We start from the raw sequence: 19022 nt of genomic DNA, 5'->3' as shown, positions 1-19022 counted from the left end.
ACCTCCCCCGCCCCGACCCGGACGCGCCCCCGGTCAACCGTCCCTAGAAGAACTCGTGCGCCTAGCCTTCGACGAGGGATATTCCGATATTCACCTCGGGGTCGGGGAACAGCCCAGAATCCGCGATCGCGGAGAAATGGTCGCGCTCGAATATCCCGAGATCGATACCAACACTTTCTACTGTTGGTTACGGGAAATCTTGAAGGAAGAAGACATCCAACAATTCAAAAAAGAACTAGAGTACGATGGCGCGACGCAATACGAATTCGCCCGGGTTCGGATTAACGTCTTCGATAGTATGCGCGGTCCGGGGATGGTCTTGCGTCTCATTCCCGTAAAAATTCTCACGATGGAACAGTTGCGCCTGCCGATAGTCTTTCGGGAGGTGTGCGACGTGCATAAAGGGTTGATCCTGATTACCGGGCCGACCGGTTCCGGGAAATCCACCACCCTCGCCGCGATGATCGACTACGTGAATAAAGAACACGCCAAACATATCATCACGATCGAAGACCCGATCGAGTTCGTCCACCAGAGCCGCCGCAGTCTGATCAAACAACGGGAAGTGGGCATGAACACCCACAAGTTCGATAACGCGCTGAAAGCCTCCCTACGGGAAGATCCCGACATCATCCTCGTGGGGGAAATGCGGGACAAGGAAACCGTGAACACCGCCCTCAAAGCCGCCCAAACCGGTCACTTGGTCATGGGAACCCTACACACCAACAGCGCGGTAAAAACCCTGGAACGGATTCTCACCCTCTATAGCGCCGACGAACGGGAGGCGATGCGGGTGGCGATGGCCGAATCGCTCGTCTGTATCATTTCCCAGGGTCTCTGCCGGACCACCGACGGAAAACGGGCCGCCTTCCACGATATCCTGATTAACACGGAAACGGTGAAAGACTATATCCGGAGCGGCAAAAACGACGAGATCACCGAACTGATGAAACAAGGCGAGTACGACGGGATGATCACCATCAATCAATCCCTGTTCGCTCTCTATCAGGAAGGTCGGATCACCGAGGAGACCGCGATGGAAATGTCGCCGGTTCCCAACGAACTGGCCATGATGCTCCGGGGCAAAATCTAGAAAAAGAATGAAGGACGGCCGCGAACCGTTCGGGGTTTAGTAGGCTAGTAAAAGTAGAACGCCGAACTTCCCCAGCGCGGGAACCTGATAAGGTTATGACTGTATCGGTCGCCCTCCCGGAAATTTTTAAAGGGATCGCCCTGTTTACCCCCGGGGGCGATCTCGTCTACTGTATCGATCCCACGAAGCAAACGCACTGGCACCTCCATCTTTGCGCTTCCTTGCAGGATATTTTAGGACTGCCCGAACCGCCCCATTTTCTCGTTCCCGGTTGTACGGCGACGATCGATCGCTGGCGAGATCCCCGGAGCGATCGCGTCCGCACGAGCGCGGAGGTCTATCCCCTCGCCCGACGCTATCAACCGCTTCTCAACGCCATTTTCGGCACCGACGATCGGGACTGGCATACCGTTCCCTGGAGCGAGTCCGTCTGTAATCCGTCCCTACTCGAAACCTATCGCCCCCGTTTCCCCCAACTCTGGGAATCCCACGATCTGATCCTGCGCTACGAGAATAGTTCGTCGGGCCGGGAAACCGCGGGCGCCCCCGAGCCGAAAACGACCGAAACCCCGCGCGGCTACGTTCTCCGCCTGTTCGTATCCGGCAACAACGCGACCACCAAGCACACCCTACAATCGATTCACCGCCTCCTCGAACGGGAACTGCACCACCCCTACACGCTCAAGGTGATCGATATCTCCAAACATCCCGAACAGGCCGAATCGAATCACGTTTCGGCGATCCCGACCCTAGTGAGAGTCTGGCCGCAACCGGTGAAACGCATCGTCGGCGAGTTCGAGGATCTATCGCGGGTGTTACAGTTGATCGCCACGGGGTGAATCGGGAGGCGGGAGTTAGGAGGCAGACTGTAGGGTAGATTACGCTTCGCTAATCCACCGAGCAATTACTCGACCCAATTCGATAGTATCCAGTTGGCGATCCGATCGGACGCGCCCGGCTCTCCCATGCGTTCCCGTCCATTTCGGGCGATCGATCGCCAACGATCCGGGTTTTCCAGTAACGCGCTCAATTCCCCGGCGACTTCCCCCGGATCTTGGACGAGAATTACCGAGGAACCGAGTAATCGGGTTTGTAAACGGGCGAACCGCGGGGTGAACTGCGGCCCGGTTCCCTCGATCGAGATCGCCGGTTTCCCCAGCCCGACGAACTGTTCCGTCGCCGTCCCCGCCATCGCGATCGCCAGATCGGAGCGATCGAGAAATTCCCCGTAACAGGACGACGAGAGCGTTAAAATTTTTCCTTGACAAATAAACTGATTTGTGGTAGAAGATTGCCAGCCCTGTCGATCGAGAGGCGGAATAAACGATTCTAGGGACAGGGAAGGAGCGATCGCCGCCAGAAATTCCAGCTTGTACGCGGGAAAAGTTTCGATAATCGCCGTCACCGCCTGTAAAATCCTCTGCCAGTTGTGAAAACATTCCGGGGGACGCGATCCCGGCAGTAACAGGATCGTCAGGGAATCGATCGGCGGATCTCGATCGACCGGCAACGGCAGACCGTCCATCATCGGGTTTCCCGCGTCGATCACGGGAATCGACCAACGCTCTAAAACCCTCGCGGTCAGACTATCCCTCGGAAAAACCGCCCGACAACGGGGCCCGGCCATCAACCACCGTTCCCACGGATAATAATAGGAGCCGAAAGCCCGATCGATCCGGGAAGCGCTCTCTAGCCATCCGTCCCCGTCGCGCAGATAATACTCCGATTTCGCCGTCCCCACGAACGCGTGATCGGCCTCGCTTAACCAAGCGAGCGCGAGGGGAACGATATCGCCGACGGCCAGAATTTTCCCTCCCTGTTGTCCCCAGTCCCGTACCCGTCGGTACTGTCGGGAAGTTAACCCGAGTAACCCCCCGCGGATATCTCTCGCGAACTGTCGGATGTCCGTGTTGATAAATCCACCCGACGGCATCGATCGAACCTCGCCGAGTAAAGGAATCCCGAGCCGGGTGTACGCGTGACCCTCCCCCACCAGGGGCAAAGCCACCAGATCGGGACAGCGAGGGGAATTCTGGAGACAGGCGATCACGCGCGCCGCGATCTCGTCCTCCCCGTGGCCGTTACTCAGAAACAGTAATCTCACTTTTTTCTTATCTTCTTCTTAACTTCCTAAACTTCGATTGCGCGATCCCCGAATTCCACCGAAAATAAGGATGGTTAGGGAACAATCAATACAAAGCGGTTAACTGGACTCGTATTTAGTCTACTTTACCCTAGGAAGCCCGATCGCTCATCCTCTCTGCCCTGATGACGCTCGAAACTTCCTGGTGGTAAGACTTTAGAGACAGCTAACCGCTTTTTCACGATCGGGGATTCCGCTCGCCTCGATACACGGGTCATATTTATATTAAACTTAGGATTGATTTATTGAATTCTCTTCTAGAAAGGCTGTGCTGTTAATGGAAATCGGGCAAAAAGTCAAGGTCTACCGTCTACGCGATCGAGTTACCCCGGATGTGGCGGGTAAATTAGGTAAGGTCGGCACCGTCAAAAACTACAAAATGACAGATGGTAGTGGCGTGGGCGTGATCGTACAGTTTGAAGATAAAACCGCGACGTGGTTTTTTGAAGACGAAATCAAACCCCTCGAGTAAAAAGTAATATGTCCTTAATATTGACCTTTTTGGGCAAAGGGGGCAGTGGTCGCAGTACCGTGGCGATCGCCGCCGCTAAGAAACTGGCCGATCGGGGCGCGCGCGTCTTACTGATCGGTCAAGATCCCGGTCCCGCCTGGGCGATGCCGCTCGGGGTATCCCCCACCGATTCGGTCGCGGAAATCGCCCCGAACCTCTCGATCGTCCAGTTAAACAGTACGCGACTGCTCGAACGGAGTTGGGAAGAGGTCAAGGATTTAGAAAAACAATACCTTCGATCGCCGACCCTGAAAAACGTCTACGGTCAGGAGTTAGGAATCTTACCGGGGATGGATGGCGCGCTCGCCCTCAACGCCCTACGGGAGTATAACAAAAGCGGCAAATACGACGTTATCGTGTACGACGGGACGGGAGATCTCAATACCCTGCGGATGTTCGCGATTCCCGAGGTGGGCAGTTGGTATCTACGGCGTTTCCGTCAGGTATTTACCGACTCCGATATCGGTCGCACCCTTTCCCCCTTCGTGCAACCGATCGCCGGCGCCATCTTAAATGTCTCCTGGAATCCCGACGATCTGGCCAAAAACGCGGGAAGCAATATTTTAGAAGAGGGACGACAGGCACTCTCGAATCCGAGCCGGATGATCGCCTATCTCGTCACCGACGATACCCCGATCTCGATCGCTACCGCCCAATATCTCTGGGGGGGCGCGCAACAGATCGGTTTAAATGTCGGGGGCGTGATTTTTAATCGGTCTTCCGCGACGGACGATTTCTCGCCCCTACCCGTGTCCGTCCTCCCGACGGTGATTCACGGGGATTGGTCGTCGGTTTTTTCGGAATTGCCGGACTTTTTAGACGCGCCAGAACCGCCGAAACCGCTGATTATCGATACCGCCGCGCGTCAGGTGAAAGTCTTTCTGCCCGGTTTCGAGAAAAAACAGGTAAAACTCACCCAATCCGGGCCGGAGTTGACGATCGACGCGGGAGATCAACGGCGGAATATCGACGTACCGCCACCGCTCGCCGGTCAGCCGGTCAAAGGCGCGAAATTTCACGAAGGATACCTTATTATTTCTTTTTAAGCGATTATGGTGAATCCCGACAGCGAAAAACTCGACGATCGTTCCGCCAAAACGCGGCAACTACTCGGCATGAAAGGGGCCACGGCCGGGGAAACCTCGATCTGGAAAATCCGCCTCCAGTTGATGAAACCGATCACCTGGATTCCGCTGATCTGGGGGGTGGTATGCGGCGCGGCCTCTTCCGGTAATTTCACCTGGTCTCTAGAGGACGTGCTGAAGGCCGCGACCTGTATGTTACTTTCCGGCCCCCTGATGACGGGATACACCCAAACCTTGAACGATTTCTACGATCGAGATCTCGACGCGATCAACGAACCCTACCGCCCGATCCCGTCCGGCGCGATCTCCATCCCCCAAGTCGTCGCCCAAATCGTGATCCTACTCCTCGGGGGATTGGGAATCGCCTACGTGCTGGATCTCTGGGCCGGTCACGAATTCCCGGTCTTGCTCTGTCTGACCCTCGGCGGCGCGTTCGTGGCCTATATTTACTCCGCCCCACCGCTTAAACTGAAGAAAAACGGCTGGTTAGGCAATTACGCTCTCGGCGCGAGTTATATCGCCCTACCGTGGTGGGCCGGTCACGCGTTATTCGGCGAGTTGAATTGGACGATCGCCATCCTGACGTTAATTTATAGTATGGCGGGATTGGGCATCGCCGTGGTCAACGACTTCAAGAGCGTGGAAGGCGATCGACAGTTAGGGTTACAATCCCTACCGGTGATGTTCGGTGTGACGACGGCCGCGTGGATCTGCGTGGTGATGATCGACATTTTCCAGGCGGGAATCGCGGGCTATTTAATTAGTATCCATCAGAATCTCTACGCCGCGATTTTACTGTTATTGGTCATCCCCCAGATTACCTTTCAAGATATGTATTTCCTCCGCGACCCCTTGAATAACGACGTGAAATACCAAGCCAGCGCCCAACCTTTCCTAGTTTTAGGAATGTTGGTCACGGGTTTAGCGTTAGGTCATAGCGCGCTGTAAAAATTAGCGATAAATAGGTATAGGGACGGGTCATCGATCCGTCTTTTTTTCGGGGAAAATGCACGAAGATCGTATTGGATCGTTTCAGCTAAATTGATGCAATAGATTTTCACTCAATTTTTTGATTTTGTGAGTATTACAAAATTTTCCTAATGCACTAAATTAGCTGAAACAGTCCACTACAAACGGAACGAACCCGACAGGAGACCTTCGGTGACAGGTATCGGAAACCTAGAATCCGCATTGCTTCGTGGAAAATAAGCCCGATAAAATTCTGAAAAATCGCCTGTAACCCTTATATGTTACATTTCACAAGTCTCGACGCGAGAGAAGAGATTCCTAACTTTCCCCCCCCCCCTTACCTCTCCACTCACCTTCCTCCCAAACCCCTCCACCCAACACCCTCCCAACCACCTTCTCTTCCCCATCTCCCCCTCCACCCACAACCCCTCCACCTGGAATCCCGCGGAATACTCTCCACCACACCAAATATCGCTAGGGAGGTGTCCTTGGGGTGCCTTTAGGTCAAAAGTAACCTCACTGTAACCACTATAGCTATAGTAGTATATCCAGCTATTATTCACACGCCAGCCCACTTCATCTCCGAAAGCGTTCCAGATTTCCTCGTTATACTCCCGCGTCCCGCCGAGTTCGCAATAGATTTTCGCCTGCACGGAAAACCCGAACCGACCGTTACTATATTTCATCCATAATTGGTCAATGGTTCGCAAATCCTCGCAGGGAAAATTATCGATATCCTCTGCCTCTAGCCATCCCTCTTCGGTTCGGTTGGCGACCTGTAGCATCACTCTCTCGGTTTCCTTGTCCGCTTCCTTCCATTGCTGTTGTTTTAACAAGTCCTGTAGCTTCGTGTAATCGATTCCCTTGATGCTTTTTAATTCAATTTCTGTCATAATTCGCCACTGCCGTTGTATTTATCGTAGTATATCGAGCTATTATACCCTCGCCAGCCCACTTTATCTCCGAAAGCGTTCCAGACCATTTCATGATAATCCTTCGTCTCGCCGATTCCTTAGAGTTGGAACTGAACGATGGCGGAAGATTCGATCGCCCGTTTCGATCGCGAAAATTCTAACTTTTCCCGCCATAACTGGAGCGCGGATTTCGAGATCGTATTCTTCTAGATCGGCAGAAGAACGCTCGCGAGGATAACAGATATTCTAACAACGATTGTAAGCATTCCGAAATATTCCGGACGCGAGAGCGGCGATCGCCATCCTCCAACGCACTACCATAAAGCGATGTACGACAATATCTGTAAATTTCTCGCCGAAACCTATAGCCAAGATTTCGCCTCTTGGTTACTCGGGGAACCCGTCAACCTCACCGTACTCAGTCCGTCGGAACTCTCCCTCGAACCCATCCGCGCCGATGCCTTGATTCTTTTGGAATCGGAAGACGTGGTACTCCATCTCGAATTCCAGACCGAACCCGATAAAAATATGCCGTTTCGGATGTTGGATTACCGGACAAGGGTTTACCGTCGTTTCCCGAATAAAACCATGCGACAGGTGGTAATTTATCTCAAAGAAACCGGTTCCGAATTCGTCTATCAAACCTCGTTTACTCTTCCGAATACCCGTCACGAATTCGAGGTAATCCGTCTCTGGGAAATCCCCGCACGGGAAATGCTCGCGTTTCCCGGACTACTCCCCCTCGCCACACTCGGAAAAACGGCGAATCGAGCGGGAATCCTGCGAGAAGTGGCGGAACGTATCGAGGGAATTGAAACGCGACGGGAGAAGAGTAACGTGGCGGCCTCCACGGGGATTCTCGCCGGTCTAGTATTGAGTCAGGAAATTATCCAACGATTATTACGGGAAGACATCATGCAAGAATCTACTTTCTATCAATACATTCTCAACAAGGGAGAAACGAGAGGAGAAGCGCGAGGGGAAGCGCGAGGAAGACAGCAGGAAGCTTTATCGTTAATATCGCGACAGCTTAACCGTCGCTTCGGTCAGCTATCGCCCGATGTGGCCGATCGAATCCGGGATCTACCCGTAGAACGTTTGGAACAACTCGGAGAAGATTTACTCGATTTTAGCGGCCCCGAAGATCTCGTCGCTTGGCTGGCTAGAAATTGACGGAAAACGATGTATGGCAATATTCGCGAATTTCTCGACGCGATGGATGGGTTAGCACAGCGTAACCCATGCTACCCCTGCCTCGATTGCCAAGAAACCGCGAACGGTGACAGAATGAGGGGAAACGGCGATCGATCGAGGACGGCATGAGCGAACAACCATTAGGTTCGGTAATTCAAGGTTCCCTCAGCGAGGGATTAGAAGTCCGTCTCTACCCCGATATGTCCGTCGAGGATATGCGCGTCGGTAAATTTCTCGTCGTCCGGGGGACGCGCTCGCGATTTTTCTGTCTTTTGACCGATGTTTCTCTCGGAACCGCCAGTCCGCGCATTATCGCCAACCCTCCCCATCCCGACGATACCTTCATGCGGGACGTGTTGGCCGGTAGCGGAACCTACGGGACGATCGAACTCTCTCCCATGTTAATGTTCACCCCCTCCTCGGGAACCTCTCAACCCGATAAAAACACCTCTCTCGCCTCTTTCGAGCCGCAAACCAGCGCGGACATGGAATTACTCCCCGTTAAGACCATCCCGGCGCATTTTAGCCAAGTTTACGAGGCCAGCGAGGAGGATTTCCGGATGGTATTCGGGTGGGAGGACGATCCGACGCGGCGCAATTTCGCCATCGGCCAACCCCTTGACATGGACGTACCGATATGCATTAACCTCGATCGCTTCGTGGAACGCAGTAACGGGGTTTTCGGCAAATCGGGAACCGGAAAATCCTTCCTCACCCGTCTCCTCATTTCCGGCATCATCCGCAAACAGGCCGGGGTCAACCTGATGTTCGATATGCACTCGGAATACGGTTGGGAAGCGATGAAAGAGGGAAAAGACGTATCCACCGTCAAAGGATTGTGTCAACTTTTCCCCGGACAGGTGGAGATCTACACCCTCGATCCGGAATCCACCAAGCGCCGCGGCGTGAGAGGGGCGCAGGAATTATTTTTAAGCTACGATCAGATAGAGATCGAGGATATTCGTCTAATCGGGCGAGAATTGGGCATATCCGAGGCGAGTCTCGATAACGCCAATATTCTCTACGCGGAATTCGGCAGATCCTGGATCGTGCAACTCCTGAACATGAACAACGAGGATATTAAAATTTTCTGTCAGGAGAAACAGGGACACGCGGGATCGATCATGTCCCTACAACGGAAATTACTCCGTCTCGATAGTTTGAAATATTTAAAAAACGCCTGTCCCCACAACTATATCGATCAACTCATTAGCGCGCTGGACGCGGGAAAACACGTCGTTATCGAGTTCGGTTCCCAGAGTAATATGCTCTCCTATATGTTGGCGACGAATATGATCACCCGACGGATTCACGCCAATTATGTCAAAAAAGCCGAACATTTTTTACAGACGAAAAACCCGATCGATCGCCCCCAACAATTAGTAATTACCATCGAGGAAGCCCATCGTTTTCTCGATTCCGCGGTCGTCCATCAAACCATTTTCGGCACGATCGCCCGCGAGATGCGAAAATACTTCGTGACCCTCTTAATCGTCGATCAGCGTCCTTCCGGCATCGATAACGAGGTAATGTCGCAGGTAGGAACCCGGATCACCTGTTTACTCAACGACGAGAAGGATATCGAGGCCATTTTTACCGGGGTGTCCGGCGCCGGCAGTTTGCGATCGGTTCTATCCAAGTTAGATTCTAAACAACAGGCGCTCGTCTTGGGTCACGCCGTCCCCATGCCCGTCGTCATCCGTACCCGCGCCTACGATCAGAAATTCTACGCCGAAATCGGCGAGACCGACTGGAAAAACCTACCCGACGAGGAATTACTCGCGGCCGCGAAGATGGCGAAAGCGGATCTGGGATTTTAAAAAGATCGGGAGATCGATCGATAGAATAGAAATAGACCCTACACTCGTCCCTCCATGACCGCGCGGCTATCTCTATACGATCGAGACTTCCCACTCTGGATCGAAGCTACCGTCCGACAGTTACGGGAGAGAGACTTCGACTCGGTAGATTGGGAGAACGTCATTGAAGAGATCGATAGCCTCGGCAGGGATAACAAAAGCGAGCTTAAAAGGCTAGTAACCCAACTACTCGTCTATCTACTCAAGTTAGCTTATCTACCAACGGAAAACCAGCGCGAGAGTAACGAGTGGAAAGCCGAATCTCTTTCTGTTCGCTTCGAGATCGAGAATATTTTAGAAGATAGTCCCAGTTTAAAGCCCTATCTCCTTGAAAATTTCGATTCCCGCTACGAAACCGCCCGAAAAATCGTTTCCGATTTAATCGGCCGCAATCTGCCCACCGAAAAAATTGTCTCACCCGAAGAAGCTTTCAACGAGGACTGGTTCCCGAAAATATGAGACCCCGAAGCGCGATTCGTTTTTGACCCTCTAAAAGCTCGAATTTTGGGCTTTTAAGAATATAGATCGCTGTTTTATCGAAAATTTAGATCTTTCTTTTCTCCTCCTGACTCCTGCCTCCTGACTCCTGACTCCTGACTCCTGCCTCCTACCCCCCTAACCACACGACAATTTTTGAATTCCGCGAGAGATCTATGAAACAAGGTGATTTAATCGAGATCGAGATTACCGACCTGAACCACACGGGCGAGGGAGTCGGGAAATATCAAGGACAGGTAATTTTCGTTCCCGATACGGTAATCGGCGATCGATTGCAAGTTCGCGTCATCCACCTCAAAAAAAGCCACGCGATCGGCAAAATCCAGCAGATTCTCGAACCTTCCCCCCACCGTATCCGTCCCCGTTGCATCGTCGCGGATAAGTGCGGTGGTTGTCAGTGGCAACACATCGAGGACGAATTCCAGCGGGAAGTAAAACAGCATCAGGTACAACAGGCGTTAGAACGCGTCGGTCATTTTGTCGATCCCGTCGTTTTTCCGCCGATAACGGGAGAATCGCCCCTCGGCTACCGCAATAAAGCCACCTATCCCCTCGGTTTTTCCGCGACCGGTCAAGTTCAGGCCGGCTATTACCGCCGCGGCAGTCACCACCTCGTCAACCTCAACCAATGCCCGATTCAAGATCCCGCGTTGAATCCCTTTCTCGCGGAGATTAAAAAAGACATTCAAGCGCGGGGATGGTCGATTTACGACGAGAAACGCCACGAGGGACAATTGCGCCATCTATCTCTCCGCGTCGGGCGGAAGACGACCGAGGTATTATTAACGTTAATCGCCCTCTCCGACGATCTGCCCGGCATCGAGGAGCAGGCGCGGGAATGGCTGGAACGATACCCGAATCTCGTCGGGGTGACGCTAAACGAGAATCCGGAGCGGGGTAACGCGATTTTCGGTTCTACAACGCGTGCGGTGGCGGGAAGAGACTATATTACCGAGATTTTCGCGGGATTAACCTATCAACTGGCCGCGGATACCTTCTTTCAGATCAACACGGAAGCGGCGGAAGCGTTATTAATCGCGATTCTCGACCGATTAGACCTTCAGGGGACGGAAACCCTCATCGACGCGTACTGTGGCATCGGCACGTTCACGCTACCCCTCGCGAAACGGGTGAAACAGGCGATCGGGCTGGAATCCTACCCGATTTCCATCGAACGAGCGAGAATCAACGCGAAAATCAACGGCATTACTAACGTCACGTTTATTCCCGGCGAGGTCGAGACCACTTTACCGAGTTTAACCGTTACTCCCGACGTTATCCTCCTCGATCCCCCGCGCAAGGGATGCGATCGAACCGTTCTCGACAGCCTCATCCAGATCCGTCCCGGCCGCGTGGTTTACGTCAGTTGTCAAAGCGCGACATTGGCGAGAGATCTCGAATATCTCTGTCAAAAGGGGGATTACGAACTGCAAGAAGTGCGAACCGCGGATTTTTTCCCCCAGACCGCCCACGTCGAGTGCGCCGCCTTCCTTCGACAGCAAGGGACAGATATGTTATGATGAAATTGAAGCGAAAAATACAGTATATATCTTTTTTTTCGCGAGAAAGATAATACCGTAAAAAAATCCTGTAACTTGTCAAGCACGTTGGATACTCCCGAATCGATGAAAATCGATGTACTTTTTTGTAAGGACACGAGTTAGAAAAATGGGAAACTCTTCGGGATAGCGGTATCGTGTATCGATCGAGAGCCGGACGATCCCGATACACCGATAAAAACTTCTAATCAAAGGAACGGACACTAAAAAGACGAAACACGCATCAAATAGATCCGTGAATCCAGGCGCCGAGTTTCCATCATTCCCGCGATGCCCTCGGTCTGTCAACGAGATCTTGCATGGAAAACAGTCCCCGACTATCAAGCTAGAGGTAAAGCGCGTGATCGCCATTTCCCTGCCCACGGCAAAACGAAATTGGAATACAATGAGTTTCGCCTCCACGTTGTATCTCTGTCCGATTCTGGACTTATTGACGGCCGATATTCCCGAAGAATTAGAATTCGAGATCCGATTGGGATTACAGGAAGCCCTAGTTAATGCCGCCAAACACGGCAACCGCCTCGATCCGACAAAAACCGTCGTCGTTCACTTTTCCAGCACGAAAGAAGAATACTGTTGGGTGATCACCGACGAGGGAAAAGGCTTCACCCCCCGATGTAACCCTCGCGAGTGTCACCATCACGCCGCGACCTGCCCCGATTTCCCCCCGGAAGAAGCGGAAAATGGTCGAGGACTGTGTATGCTCTATCAGATCTTCGACCAAGTTCACTGGAATCAAAAAGGAACCCAACTCAAACTTTCTAAATCGATCAAGCGCGAACGCTTTAAATTCGCCCCGAATTAATGACGGCCGTGATCCGGACAGGGAGGCGCGGAGATCGATCGATCGAGCCATCCCGTCGCCTGTTGGAGATGCGGTAGGGCTTCTCGGGGCTGATCGTTGAGCAGGAAGACCAACGCGGAACCGATCTGCTCGGCGGCGCGGGCGTTGCGATTGGCTTTGAGACGGTGCCAGTCGATCGGGGCGATCGCCAGACGTTCCGCGAGGGCGCGCGCGAGATCTTCGGTGCTGACTTCTCGGAGAAGTTCGGAGGTGGGAGAGGGAGCCGATGGAATCATGATAAAAGGGTTCCGTGAAACCGCGAGATCGTCTATAACTATAGTTTAGTCAATGCCGTCGGGATCGATCGAATGTCTCCAGAAGAAAATCAACCCGTATCCGAAGATTCCGCCGAATTCGCGGAAGCGATTCAAGAAGTTGAAAGGTCACTCGATCGCCTGAAAGAGCGTTACCGAGAGATTATCGACGCGAGACGGCAGAAAACGGAACTGGAAGAGGAACTCGATCGGAAAGAACGGGAATATCGAGAGAATCCCCTCCCGTCCCTAGAAACGGAATTGACGGGAATCCAAGAACGGATTCAAGAGATAGGAGTGATTTTAGAGAGCGATTTGCTCGAAAACGAGGGATCGCGTCGATTATACGCGGAAATATTGCGTCGGGATTTACTCGGGGAAATCTTCTGGCAGATCCTCCGTTTCGGGGGGATCGGTGTGGTATTGGGTTGGGTGTTGAAGTCCTGCGCGGGGTGATGTTATCGATCGTTTCTCGGGGGAGGCCGGTTCGATCGGTTTCGGGATTCCCGACAAAAATAGGGTCGGGTGGAGGCAACGAAACCCGACCTACTCGATCGGCGATCGTACTGTTTGATAAGTTTATAAAAACACTTACTACTGCAATATTTCGTCATTAAACTTATAAATTGAGGCTTTTAAGTCCAACACGGATTCAATGAACATCCCCGCCGCAAGCAGACGGGGTATCACTTCGCTTGGCTCGCACACGTTGTGGCTCGACCTCGCTCAATAGCACCCTTCGGACGCTATGGTCTCGAAACGCCGCGAGCGGCGGGGAATCAGACCCGAAGAGATTAAAAAAGTATTCATTAATGTTTGTCATACATCAATGAATACTCAAGGATAAATACTTATTTTTTTGGTGAGTTTCTGAGTTTATAGATATGGTAAGTAAATCTATACAACTCATTGAAGTTGATAGGCTAAAAAAGCCTATAGAACCCACGTATACGTATGTTTCGAGCAATGATTTTTACGGACAGAATTAAGCTTTTGTTGCCTAATACTGAAAATCATCAGTCATGGTAGGCTAACCGCAATTACAATGGGCCGCCGCCGCCGCTATACAAGCCGGTACAGAAATCGGGGGAAAGCCAGATTTGCACATGGTGCAAGCCGCATTACAGTCGATGGATGGGTTGATGCCCGATTCCGTAAAAGCGGTAGAACTAACATTCCGCAGAACGGGTTGAGATTGCATGGGTAGATTCATGTTTCTTGCTCCTAATTAAAGAGTAGATTGTGTTTGTTTGTTTGAGAGTTTGCCTAACACGTCTCGCTGATTCGCGGTACGTGCGAAGCCAGAATTAGATAATCCATCGGATTTTTCCTCGAACAAGATAAATGGTTAAAAGAACATTGGAGCGGGCAACTACAACTTGGTGTCAAGCTACAAGCCCCTTGACTCGGACTTAACTTACAACAGATTCACAAGCGAGATTGGAAGGCTCGATTCCTTGGAGTCCAGAAAACCTGGTGGTGCTAACTTTTCTCGCAGTCGGTTGTGCTTGAACGGGAAGATCCATGATACTTTTCCTTTACTGAGTTTCGACATATCTCGCGCACTAAGTAAGGCAATCTTTCGCAAGGATCTGATTCTTCGGGACGAGGATTTGACTCTTCGGTACTCATCTCTCGATATGCCGCTAAAAACCTCCTGTCGTTCGCAGATCCTCTGCTAGTATTTGTACTCTCTTCTAGGTAGTATTGATCTAGATCCTGAGCCGTAAACTTGAATCCTCTCTCGGTGCCAATTTTAACAATAAGACCTAATAAACTTTTGGAATCCGTTGTCGCTTCTAGGTCTTTTTGAATCTGTGAATCGTTTTCAGCGATCTGATTAAACTGTCTTACCCTCTCGATAGACATCAGAGCTTTCCTTATAGCTAGTTTAGGTTTAAATTAGTAGTCGTCTTGGGTCTCTTGGGTGAATACCGACGCTATAACCGAAAGCGATCTCTATCTTTTGATTCTAGTAGAATGGTTCGGCTGGTAATAAGCCTATAAACCGAGCGGAAACTGTTAACCCGCCGAAACCCATCCTTCCAGAATCGATAGCATTCGCGAGCGTTTCGCTCCAAATACCCGAGAGAACTGTCGTTTTCGTTCTTCGGTTTGTAGTTAGGATTGAGACCAAGTACGCATTCGACCGACCGTGACCGGGATCACGTCACTGACATCGACGGTAAATCGGAAGACCCGCTTAGAACGTTCCTTATGTTCTGGGTCGAAGAAGCTTAACTTCACGTCATAACAATCGGAATCGGGACGACAGATGGGGCTTTTTTCTACGGAAATCGAATCCAGCACTCTCTGGCTACCAGCCGCTCTGGCGATCGCGGCGGCCACTTGGAAAGCATTGGTAGCCGAGAAGTTTAATGCCCGTTCCTGTGGAGTAACCCCTAAGTTGCGGAAATCGTAGTAAATCCGATTCAAATAGTCCTCCATTTGAGAGCGCATTCCTTCTTCCGTCACGTTAGCGGCGTTGATTTGGGACATAACCGCCTCCATTAAATCGGGAACAGACCAGCTATACATCCCGCGGACTTCGGGAATGATCACCGGGACAACCTGACCGGACATTAACCGGATACTGCCGCCAATAGTCCCCGGTACCGAGATCCGTTCGATATTTGCATCGGCCAGATAGGAGCGTAGTCGATCGAACGTGAGACTAGCGTAGGCTCCGATCGGCGCGATCGCGTAGATGGGAGTCGCGTCTAACTTTAGTATCCAAATCAGGGATTGGGCTTCGTAGGGATTTTGAGCGAGATAATCCAGCAGGCTCATACCTTGAGGCATGGCTTGGAGAAAGGAATCCCGACGAGCTTCGGTCCCGAAGTCAGTGTCGAGTTCACCGAGCGCGTAGACGAGTTGGGGAGCGCCGCCGCCACCGCCGCAAGCGCACGCGGAAGGCGAGATCGCGTCGGCGGTTCGGGTGTCGCGAGAGGACATCACGGGGCTAACCGATGGGAGAGCTTCCGCGGCCTGTAAGCCCGCGCCCGATCGAGGAACCGATCGTTGTAAACCTAGATCGAGAACTGGAAGAGGTGTCAGTTGCTCGATCGAATTGTTATCGATGGCATTGGTTAATTCTGGAGAGATGGCATTCATTTCACTGGGTTGAATCATGGTTTCCTCGATGATTTGGTCGGACATGGGTTGAGTTTCTCCTTGGGTAATTAGGGTATAAGCCCCGATCAGATTGAGGGTTCCGGCGAGACAACGGCGGTTATCACGGTTCTGTCGGCCACAAGGCAGGGCGCTTTTGAGAAGGATTTCACGGATACCGTGCGGATCGGGCGTTTTCCCCTGTTGCAGTTGGATACTGAGTAACAGGGCGACAATTCCCGATACGAGCGGGGTCGCGAAGCTCGTCCCGGTACGGAGAGCCGTTCCCCCGTCGGGAGTCGCGCCCAAGATATTTTCACCGAGCGCGAGAATTCCCCGATCTCGGTAAACTTTGCCCCAATTACTAAAGTCGAGAGGATTGCCTTGAGAGTCCATCGCGCCTACTGCCAGAACCGATTCTAGGGCGGCGGGCAGATGCAGGCACTCACAACCGTCGTTTCCCGTCGCCGCGACGATGAGAACGTTCTTTTCTCGGCACAAACGGATAGCGTTCGCCAGCAGTCGATCGGATTCGGGAGAAGCTGTCAACTGACCCCCGCTAATGTTAATAATGTTGGCTCCGTTTTCGACGGCCTGCGTGATCGCTCTGGCCAGATCGACCTGAGAGCAGGGAACCGGCTTATCGCCTCGTCCATCGCTGAAAATCGGTACGATCAGCCCGCGACAGCCGGGGGCGATCCCTGGAACAGAACTACCGTGTTGACCGAAAATAACACTGGTGACATGAGTTCCGTGTTGTGTCGCCGTTCCCCGGTTAGCGATCGAGGAGATCAGTGTCTGTATCCCCTTGAGTCGAGCGCCGTGGAGACAGGGGTGAGATGTATCCACCGTTCCATCGAGTACGGCAACACAGATACGGGAGTCACCTAATGTTTTTTGCCAGAGAGATTCTAGTCCAGGGATTTTTAGCGTACTCATTGTAGGTTGTGACCTTTCGACGCGCGAGAAGTTGTGGGAAAAGCCTGTCGTAAGTCTCTCGATTTAGGTGAGTTATCCTTTTTGCCCGGATCGGCCAGAACCAGTGTGGCTAATCAGGATTCGGGAAGTTCTTCAAACAGACCGAACAAGTTTTTTCTTCTCGGACATCCTCTAGTGGATGGCTCTCATTTTGTTGATTTTCCAGGATAAATACCAGCGAATTTTGCAATGTTAAGCAGAAAATTAAGGCTCGATCGCTCCATACCTTTCCGAACCCTATCCCGTCTGGATTTCACCCTTTCAAAACTTAAGCGCGCTATCCCGATCCGAGAGGAAAATCGCTTAACTTGATAGATTTTTTAAAGTTAAGACTTATCTCTAAAATTTTCTATCCCGCCTCTCGTGGTTCAAATGTATCGCGTCGGAAAAACAAGAAACGCTAACTCGAAAAATTCCCGAATGACTTCCCGTGATCGTCTTTAGGTATAGACCGAGTTTCGATCGGGAGACTCCACCAGGAGAGGTTTCTCTCGCGCCGGAGCGAGTGCCGGCGACGAATCGCGTCCGTTGAAGAATAGCCGGTCTTATCAAATCGGAAATAAGTCGGAAACAAGTCAGAAACAAGTCAGAAACAAGTCAGTCGATCTCTGGTTTGAACTCGGTAAGTACCGTGGTTAAATCGTTCTAGCAATAGAGTAAAGTCCTTGGAACGGGCTAGATCGAGCCTCTCGATGTCCGAGTTTTCGAGAATGTCGGAAACGTCGGGACTAAAATCCGAAACTCCGATTATTTCGATGGGATACGCTCGCTAAAATCTTATTCTTCCGTGGCGTAGCGATTCTTTCCGACATTTTCTCGGCGTTTCTCGATCGCTCGCCGCGGGTTTTGACAGCCGGCCTTTTTGCCCGGCTTAGATCGCCCCGGAAATGGAAAGGCCGAACCGTTCGGATCTTGTCGGGAATGACGATCGATCTTTTTCGATCCGATCCCCTCGTGTTCTTGATTGAATAAATCTTTTAGCCGTCTTACCCCCCTACCGATATGCCATTACAATCGAGCGATCGAGTGCGAAAACGAGGGATAGTCCTGACCGATCGAGGTCTACGGAAACTTAATCTGGCCAGAATCAACGCGGACAACGAACAGGGATTCAAACGATACACGCTCGAATACCTCAGCGAGCAAACGGGTTTAACTTCGACCACGCTCAGTAAAATTTTTGCCGGTTCCGCGGGAGTCGATAAGCGCTCCTTGAAACTCTGTTTCCAGGTCTTTAATCTCACCTTGTTAGCGGAAGATTACTTTTACCCGTCCGGCGATCGAGGCGATCGGCTCGATTTCGAGTCGGAATCCCCGGACAAAACCTTCGCCGATCCCGAATTACTTCTCAATCCCCTCCCTATCTCTCGAACCCTGAATATGGATCGATCGCCCGACGCGCTCCCTCCCCTTCGCTTTGCCGTACCCGGAGGGCAGATTCCCCTCGATTCCGTCCTGTACATCGACCGTCCCGTTCTCGAATCCCTCTGCTACGAGGCGATCGATGGGGCCGGCGCGTCGCTGAACATTCGCGCCCCCAAACAAATGGGTAAAAGTTCTTTAATGACCCGCATTCTGGTTCGCGCCCGATCCGCTAACTACCGCGCGGTTTCCGTGAGTTTACAACTGGCCGAGGCCGAAACGCTACAGAACCTAGAACGCTTTTTGAAATGGTTCTGTACTCGGGTGGGCAAACAGTTAGGCCCGCCAGAAGCGATCGAGAACGTTTGGAATCCCTTTTCGGGAAGTAAGGCCAACGCTACCGATTACTTCGAGGAGTTTCTGCTCTCGCGGATCGATCGCCCGCTGATCGTGGCGATCGACGAACTCGACCAACTGTTCGCCTACCCGGATATCGCTCGTGAATTTCTCCTCCTACTCCGAAATTGGTCGGAACGAGCGAAAGCGGCGGTGGTTGACAGCGATCCCTGGTATAAACTACGACTCGTGACGGTTCATTAGACCTCCTGCATGAATAGCAAGACCCCGTGCCGGTTAAGGCAAGTTCGG

Annotated in this window: 17 protein-coding genes and 1 pseudogene; 12 read left to right on the top strand and 6 right to left on the bottom strand. The window is 52.1% G+C overall.

Translation table 11 applies throughout. From position 1 onward, the window contains the following. Together V0288_RS23500 and V0288_RS23495 are read left to right on the top strand one after the other, a co-directional pair. Nucleotides 1–1093: type IV pilus twitching motility protein PilT (locus V0288_RS23500; protein ID WP_332867625.1), on the top strand; the 1093-nt coding region annotated here is incomplete at its 5' end. A 95-nt stretch (nt 1094–1188) separates the two neighbouring features. Continuing rightward, on the top strand, nt 1189–1932 hold the full coding sequence (locus V0288_RS23495; protein WP_332867623.1) for a circadian clock KaiB family protein: 744 nt from the start codon (nt 1189–1191) through the stop codon (nt 1930–1932). Between the two features lie 65 nt (nt 1933–1997). Here the strand turns inward: V0288_RS23495 and V0288_RS23490 are convergent, their stop codons facing one another. Continuing rightward, complete coding sequence (locus V0288_RS23490; RefSeq protein ID WP_332867622.1) at nt 1998–3197, bottom strand: lipid-A-disaccharide synthase-related protein; 1200 nt, start codon at nt 3195–3197, stop codon at nt 1998–2000. A gap of 316 nt (nt 3198–3513) precedes the next feature. Here V0288_RS23490 and petP point away from each other — a divergent pair, with 316 nt between their 5' ends. From petP to chlG, 3 genes are read left to right on the top strand one after another with little or no spacing between them, the layout of a single operon-like run. Next, nucleotides 3514–3708: a cytochrome b6f subunit PetP gene (gene petP, locus V0288_RS23485; RefSeq protein WP_332867626.1), complete on the top strand. Its 195-nt coding sequence runs from the start codon at nt 3514–3516 to the stop codon at nt 3706–3708. Between the two features lie 8 nt (nt 3709–3716). Continuing rightward, nucleotides 3717–4793, top strand: a complete 1077-nt coding sequence (locus V0288_RS23480; protein ID WP_332867621.1) for a Get3/ArsA fold putative tail anchor-mediating ATPase NosAFP — start codon at nt 3717–3719, stop codon at nt 4791–4793. Nucleotides 4794–4799: 6 nt separating this feature from the next. After that, a complete protein-coding gene (gene chlG / locus V0288_RS23475) occupies nt 4800–5780 on the top strand; it encodes a chlorophyll synthase ChlG (protein WP_332867620.1) in 981 nt (326 codons plus the stop codon). A 302-nt stretch (nt 5781–6082) separates the two neighbouring features. Here the strand turns inward: chlG and V0288_RS23470 are convergent. After that, nucleotides 6083–6688, bottom strand: a pseudogene (locus V0288_RS23470) (GUN4 domain-containing protein); the annotation flags it as partial. 354 nt (nt 6689–7042) lie between these two features. Between V0288_RS23470 and V0288_RS23465 the strand changes: the two are divergent. The 5 genes from V0288_RS23465 (at nt 7043) to V0288_RS23445 (ending at nt 12630) form a co-directional block, all read left to right on the top strand. Beyond that, nucleotides 7043–7888: an Rpn family recombination-promoting nuclease/putative transposase gene (locus tag V0288_RS23465; protein WP_332867618.1), complete on the top strand. Its 846-nt coding sequence runs from the start codon at nt 7043–7045 to the stop codon at nt 7886–7888. A gap of 146 nt (nt 7889–8034) precedes the next feature. Continuing rightward, nucleotides 8035–9729: an ATP-binding protein gene (locus V0288_RS23460; protein ID WP_332867617.1), complete on the top strand. Its 1695-nt coding sequence runs from the start codon at nt 8035–8037 to the stop codon at nt 9727–9729. A 54-nt stretch (nt 9730–9783) separates the two neighbouring features. Beyond that, nucleotides 9784–10227, top strand: coding sequence for a DUF29 domain-containing protein (locus V0288_RS23455; protein WP_332867616.1), 444 nt, complete (start codon nt 9784–9786; stop codon nt 10225–10227). Nucleotides 10228–10421: 194 nt separating this feature from the next. Beyond that, complete coding sequence (gene rlmD / locus V0288_RS23450; protein WP_332867615.1) at nt 10422–11786, top strand: 23S rRNA (uracil(1939)-C(5))-methyltransferase RlmD; 1365 nt, start codon at nt 10422–10424, stop codon at nt 11784–11786. A 424-nt stretch (nt 11787–12210) separates the two neighbouring features. After that, nucleotides 12211–12630, top strand: coding sequence for an ATP-binding protein (locus tag V0288_RS23445; RefSeq protein WP_422662060.1), 420 nt, complete (start codon nt 12211–12213; stop codon nt 12628–12630). On the opposite strand, the gene V0288_RS23440 is transcribed toward V0288_RS23445, so the two are convergent. Beyond that, nucleotides 12627–12905 (bottom strand): DUF6439 family protein, encoded by a 279-nt coding sequence (locus V0288_RS23440; protein WP_332867613.1) that lies wholly within the window; start codon nt 12903–12905, stop codon nt 12627–12629. The genes V0288_RS23445 and V0288_RS23440 overlap by 4 nt on opposite strands. Nucleotides 12906–12977: 72 nt before the next feature. Between V0288_RS23440 and V0288_RS23435 the strand changes: the two genes are divergently transcribed. After that, nucleotides 12978–13379 carry a sll0565 family protein gene (locus tag V0288_RS23435; protein ID WP_332867612.1) on the top strand — a complete coding sequence of 134 codons (402 nt, stop codon included), beginning with the start codon at nt 12978–12980 and terminating at the stop codon, nt 13377–13379. Nucleotides 13380–13953: 574 nt separating this feature from the next. Here V0288_RS23435 and V0288_RS23430 read toward each other — a convergent pair. The 3 genes from V0288_RS23430 to V0288_RS23425 form a co-directional block, all read right to left on the bottom strand. Beyond that, complete coding sequence (locus tag V0288_RS23430; protein WP_332867611.1) at nt 13954–14136, bottom strand: hypothetical protein; 183 nt, start codon at nt 14134–14136, stop codon at nt 13954–13956. A 269-nt stretch (nt 14137–14405) separates the two neighbouring features. Then, the gene (locus V0288_RS25225; protein ID WP_422662059.1) at nt 14406–14792 is read right to left on the bottom strand and encodes a Nif11-like leader peptide family natural product precursor; all 387 of its coding nucleotides are present in this window, start codon (nt 14790–14792) and stop codon (nt 14406–14408) included. Between the two features lie 252 nt (nt 14793–15044). Next, nucleotides 15045–16973 (bottom strand): PatA/PatG family cyanobactin maturation protease, encoded by a 1929-nt coding sequence (locus V0288_RS23425; protein ID WP_332867610.1) that lies wholly within the window; start codon nt 16971–16973, stop codon nt 15045–15047. A 1041-nt stretch (nt 16974–18014) separates the two neighbouring features. On the opposite strand from V0288_RS23425, the gene V0288_RS23420 reads away from it, so the two are divergent. Then, entirely contained in the window at nt 18015–18974 is a 960-nt protein-coding gene (locus tag V0288_RS23420; protein ID WP_332867609.1) for an AAA-like domain-containing protein, read from the top strand. Nucleotides 18975–19022 lie beyond the last annotated feature (48 nt).

It is taken from the genome of Pannus brasiliensis CCIBt3594, assembly GCF_036688125.1.
GTDB classification, from domain to species: domain Bacteria; phylum Cyanobacteriota; class Cyanobacteriia; order Cyanobacteriales; family Microcystaceae; genus Pannus; species Pannus brasiliensis.
The sequence above is the reverse complement of the archived record's forward strand: the minus strand, read 5'-3'. Positions and strand labels throughout refer to the sequence as shown.

Excerpts from the sequence above, each read along its gene's own strand:
- V0288_RS23465 (WP_332867618.1), top strand. The coding sequence starts at position 7,043 with ATGTACGACAATATCTGTAAATTTCTCGCCGAAACCTATAGCCAAGAT.
- V0288_RS23460 (WP_332867617.1), top strand. The coding sequence starts at position 8,035 with ATGAGCGAACAACCATTAGGTTCGGTAATTCAAGGTTCCCTCAGCGAG.
- V0288_RS23435 (WP_332867612.1), top strand. The coding sequence starts at position 12,978 with ATGTCTCCAGAAGAAAATCAACCCGTATCCGAAGATTCCGCCGAATTC.
- V0288_RS23455 (WP_332867616.1), top strand. The coding sequence starts at position 9,784 with ATGACCGCGCGGCTATCTCTATACGATCGAGACTTCCCACTCTGGATC.
- chlG (WP_332867620.1), top strand. The coding sequence starts at position 4,800 with ATGGTGAATCCCGACAGCGAAAAACTCGACGATCGTTCCGCCAAAACG.
- V0288_RS23480 (WP_332867621.1), top strand. The coding sequence starts at position 3,717 with ATGTCCTTAATATTGACCTTTTTGGGCAAAGGGGGCAGTGGTCGCAGT.
- petP (WP_332867626.1), top strand. The coding sequence starts at position 3,514 with ATGGAAATCGGGCAAAAAGTCAAGGTCTACCGTCTACGCGATCGAGTT.
- V0288_RS25225 (WP_422662059.1), bottom strand. The coding sequence starts at position 14,792 with ATGTCTATCGAGAGGGTAAGACAGTTTAATCAGATCGCTGAAAACGAT.
- rlmD (WP_332867615.1), top strand. The coding sequence starts at position 10,422 with ATGAAACAAGGTGATTTAATCGAGATCGAGATTACCGACCTGAACCAC.
- V0288_RS23420 (WP_332867609.1), top strand. The coding sequence starts at position 18,015 with ATGCCATTACAATCGAGCGATCGAGTGCGAAAACGAGGGATAGTCCTG.
- V0288_RS23425 (WP_332867610.1), bottom strand. The coding sequence starts at position 16,973 with ATGAGTACGCTAAAAATCCCTGGACTAGAATCTCTCTGGCAAAAAACA.
- V0288_RS23495 (WP_332867623.1), top strand. The coding sequence starts at position 1,189 with ATGACTGTATCGGTCGCCCTCCCGGAAATTTTTAAAGGGATCGCCCTG.
- V0288_RS23445 (WP_422662060.1), top strand. The coding sequence starts at position 12,211 with ATGAGTTTCGCCTCCACGTTGTATCTCTGTCCGATTCTGGACTTATTG.
- V0288_RS23430 (WP_332867611.1), bottom strand. The coding sequence starts at position 14,136 with ATGAATCTACCCATGCAATCTCAACCCGTTCTGCGGAATGTTAGTTCT.
- V0288_RS23440 (WP_332867613.1), bottom strand. The coding sequence starts at position 12,905 with ATGATTCCATCGGCTCCCTCTCCCACCTCCGAACTTCTCCGAGAAGTC.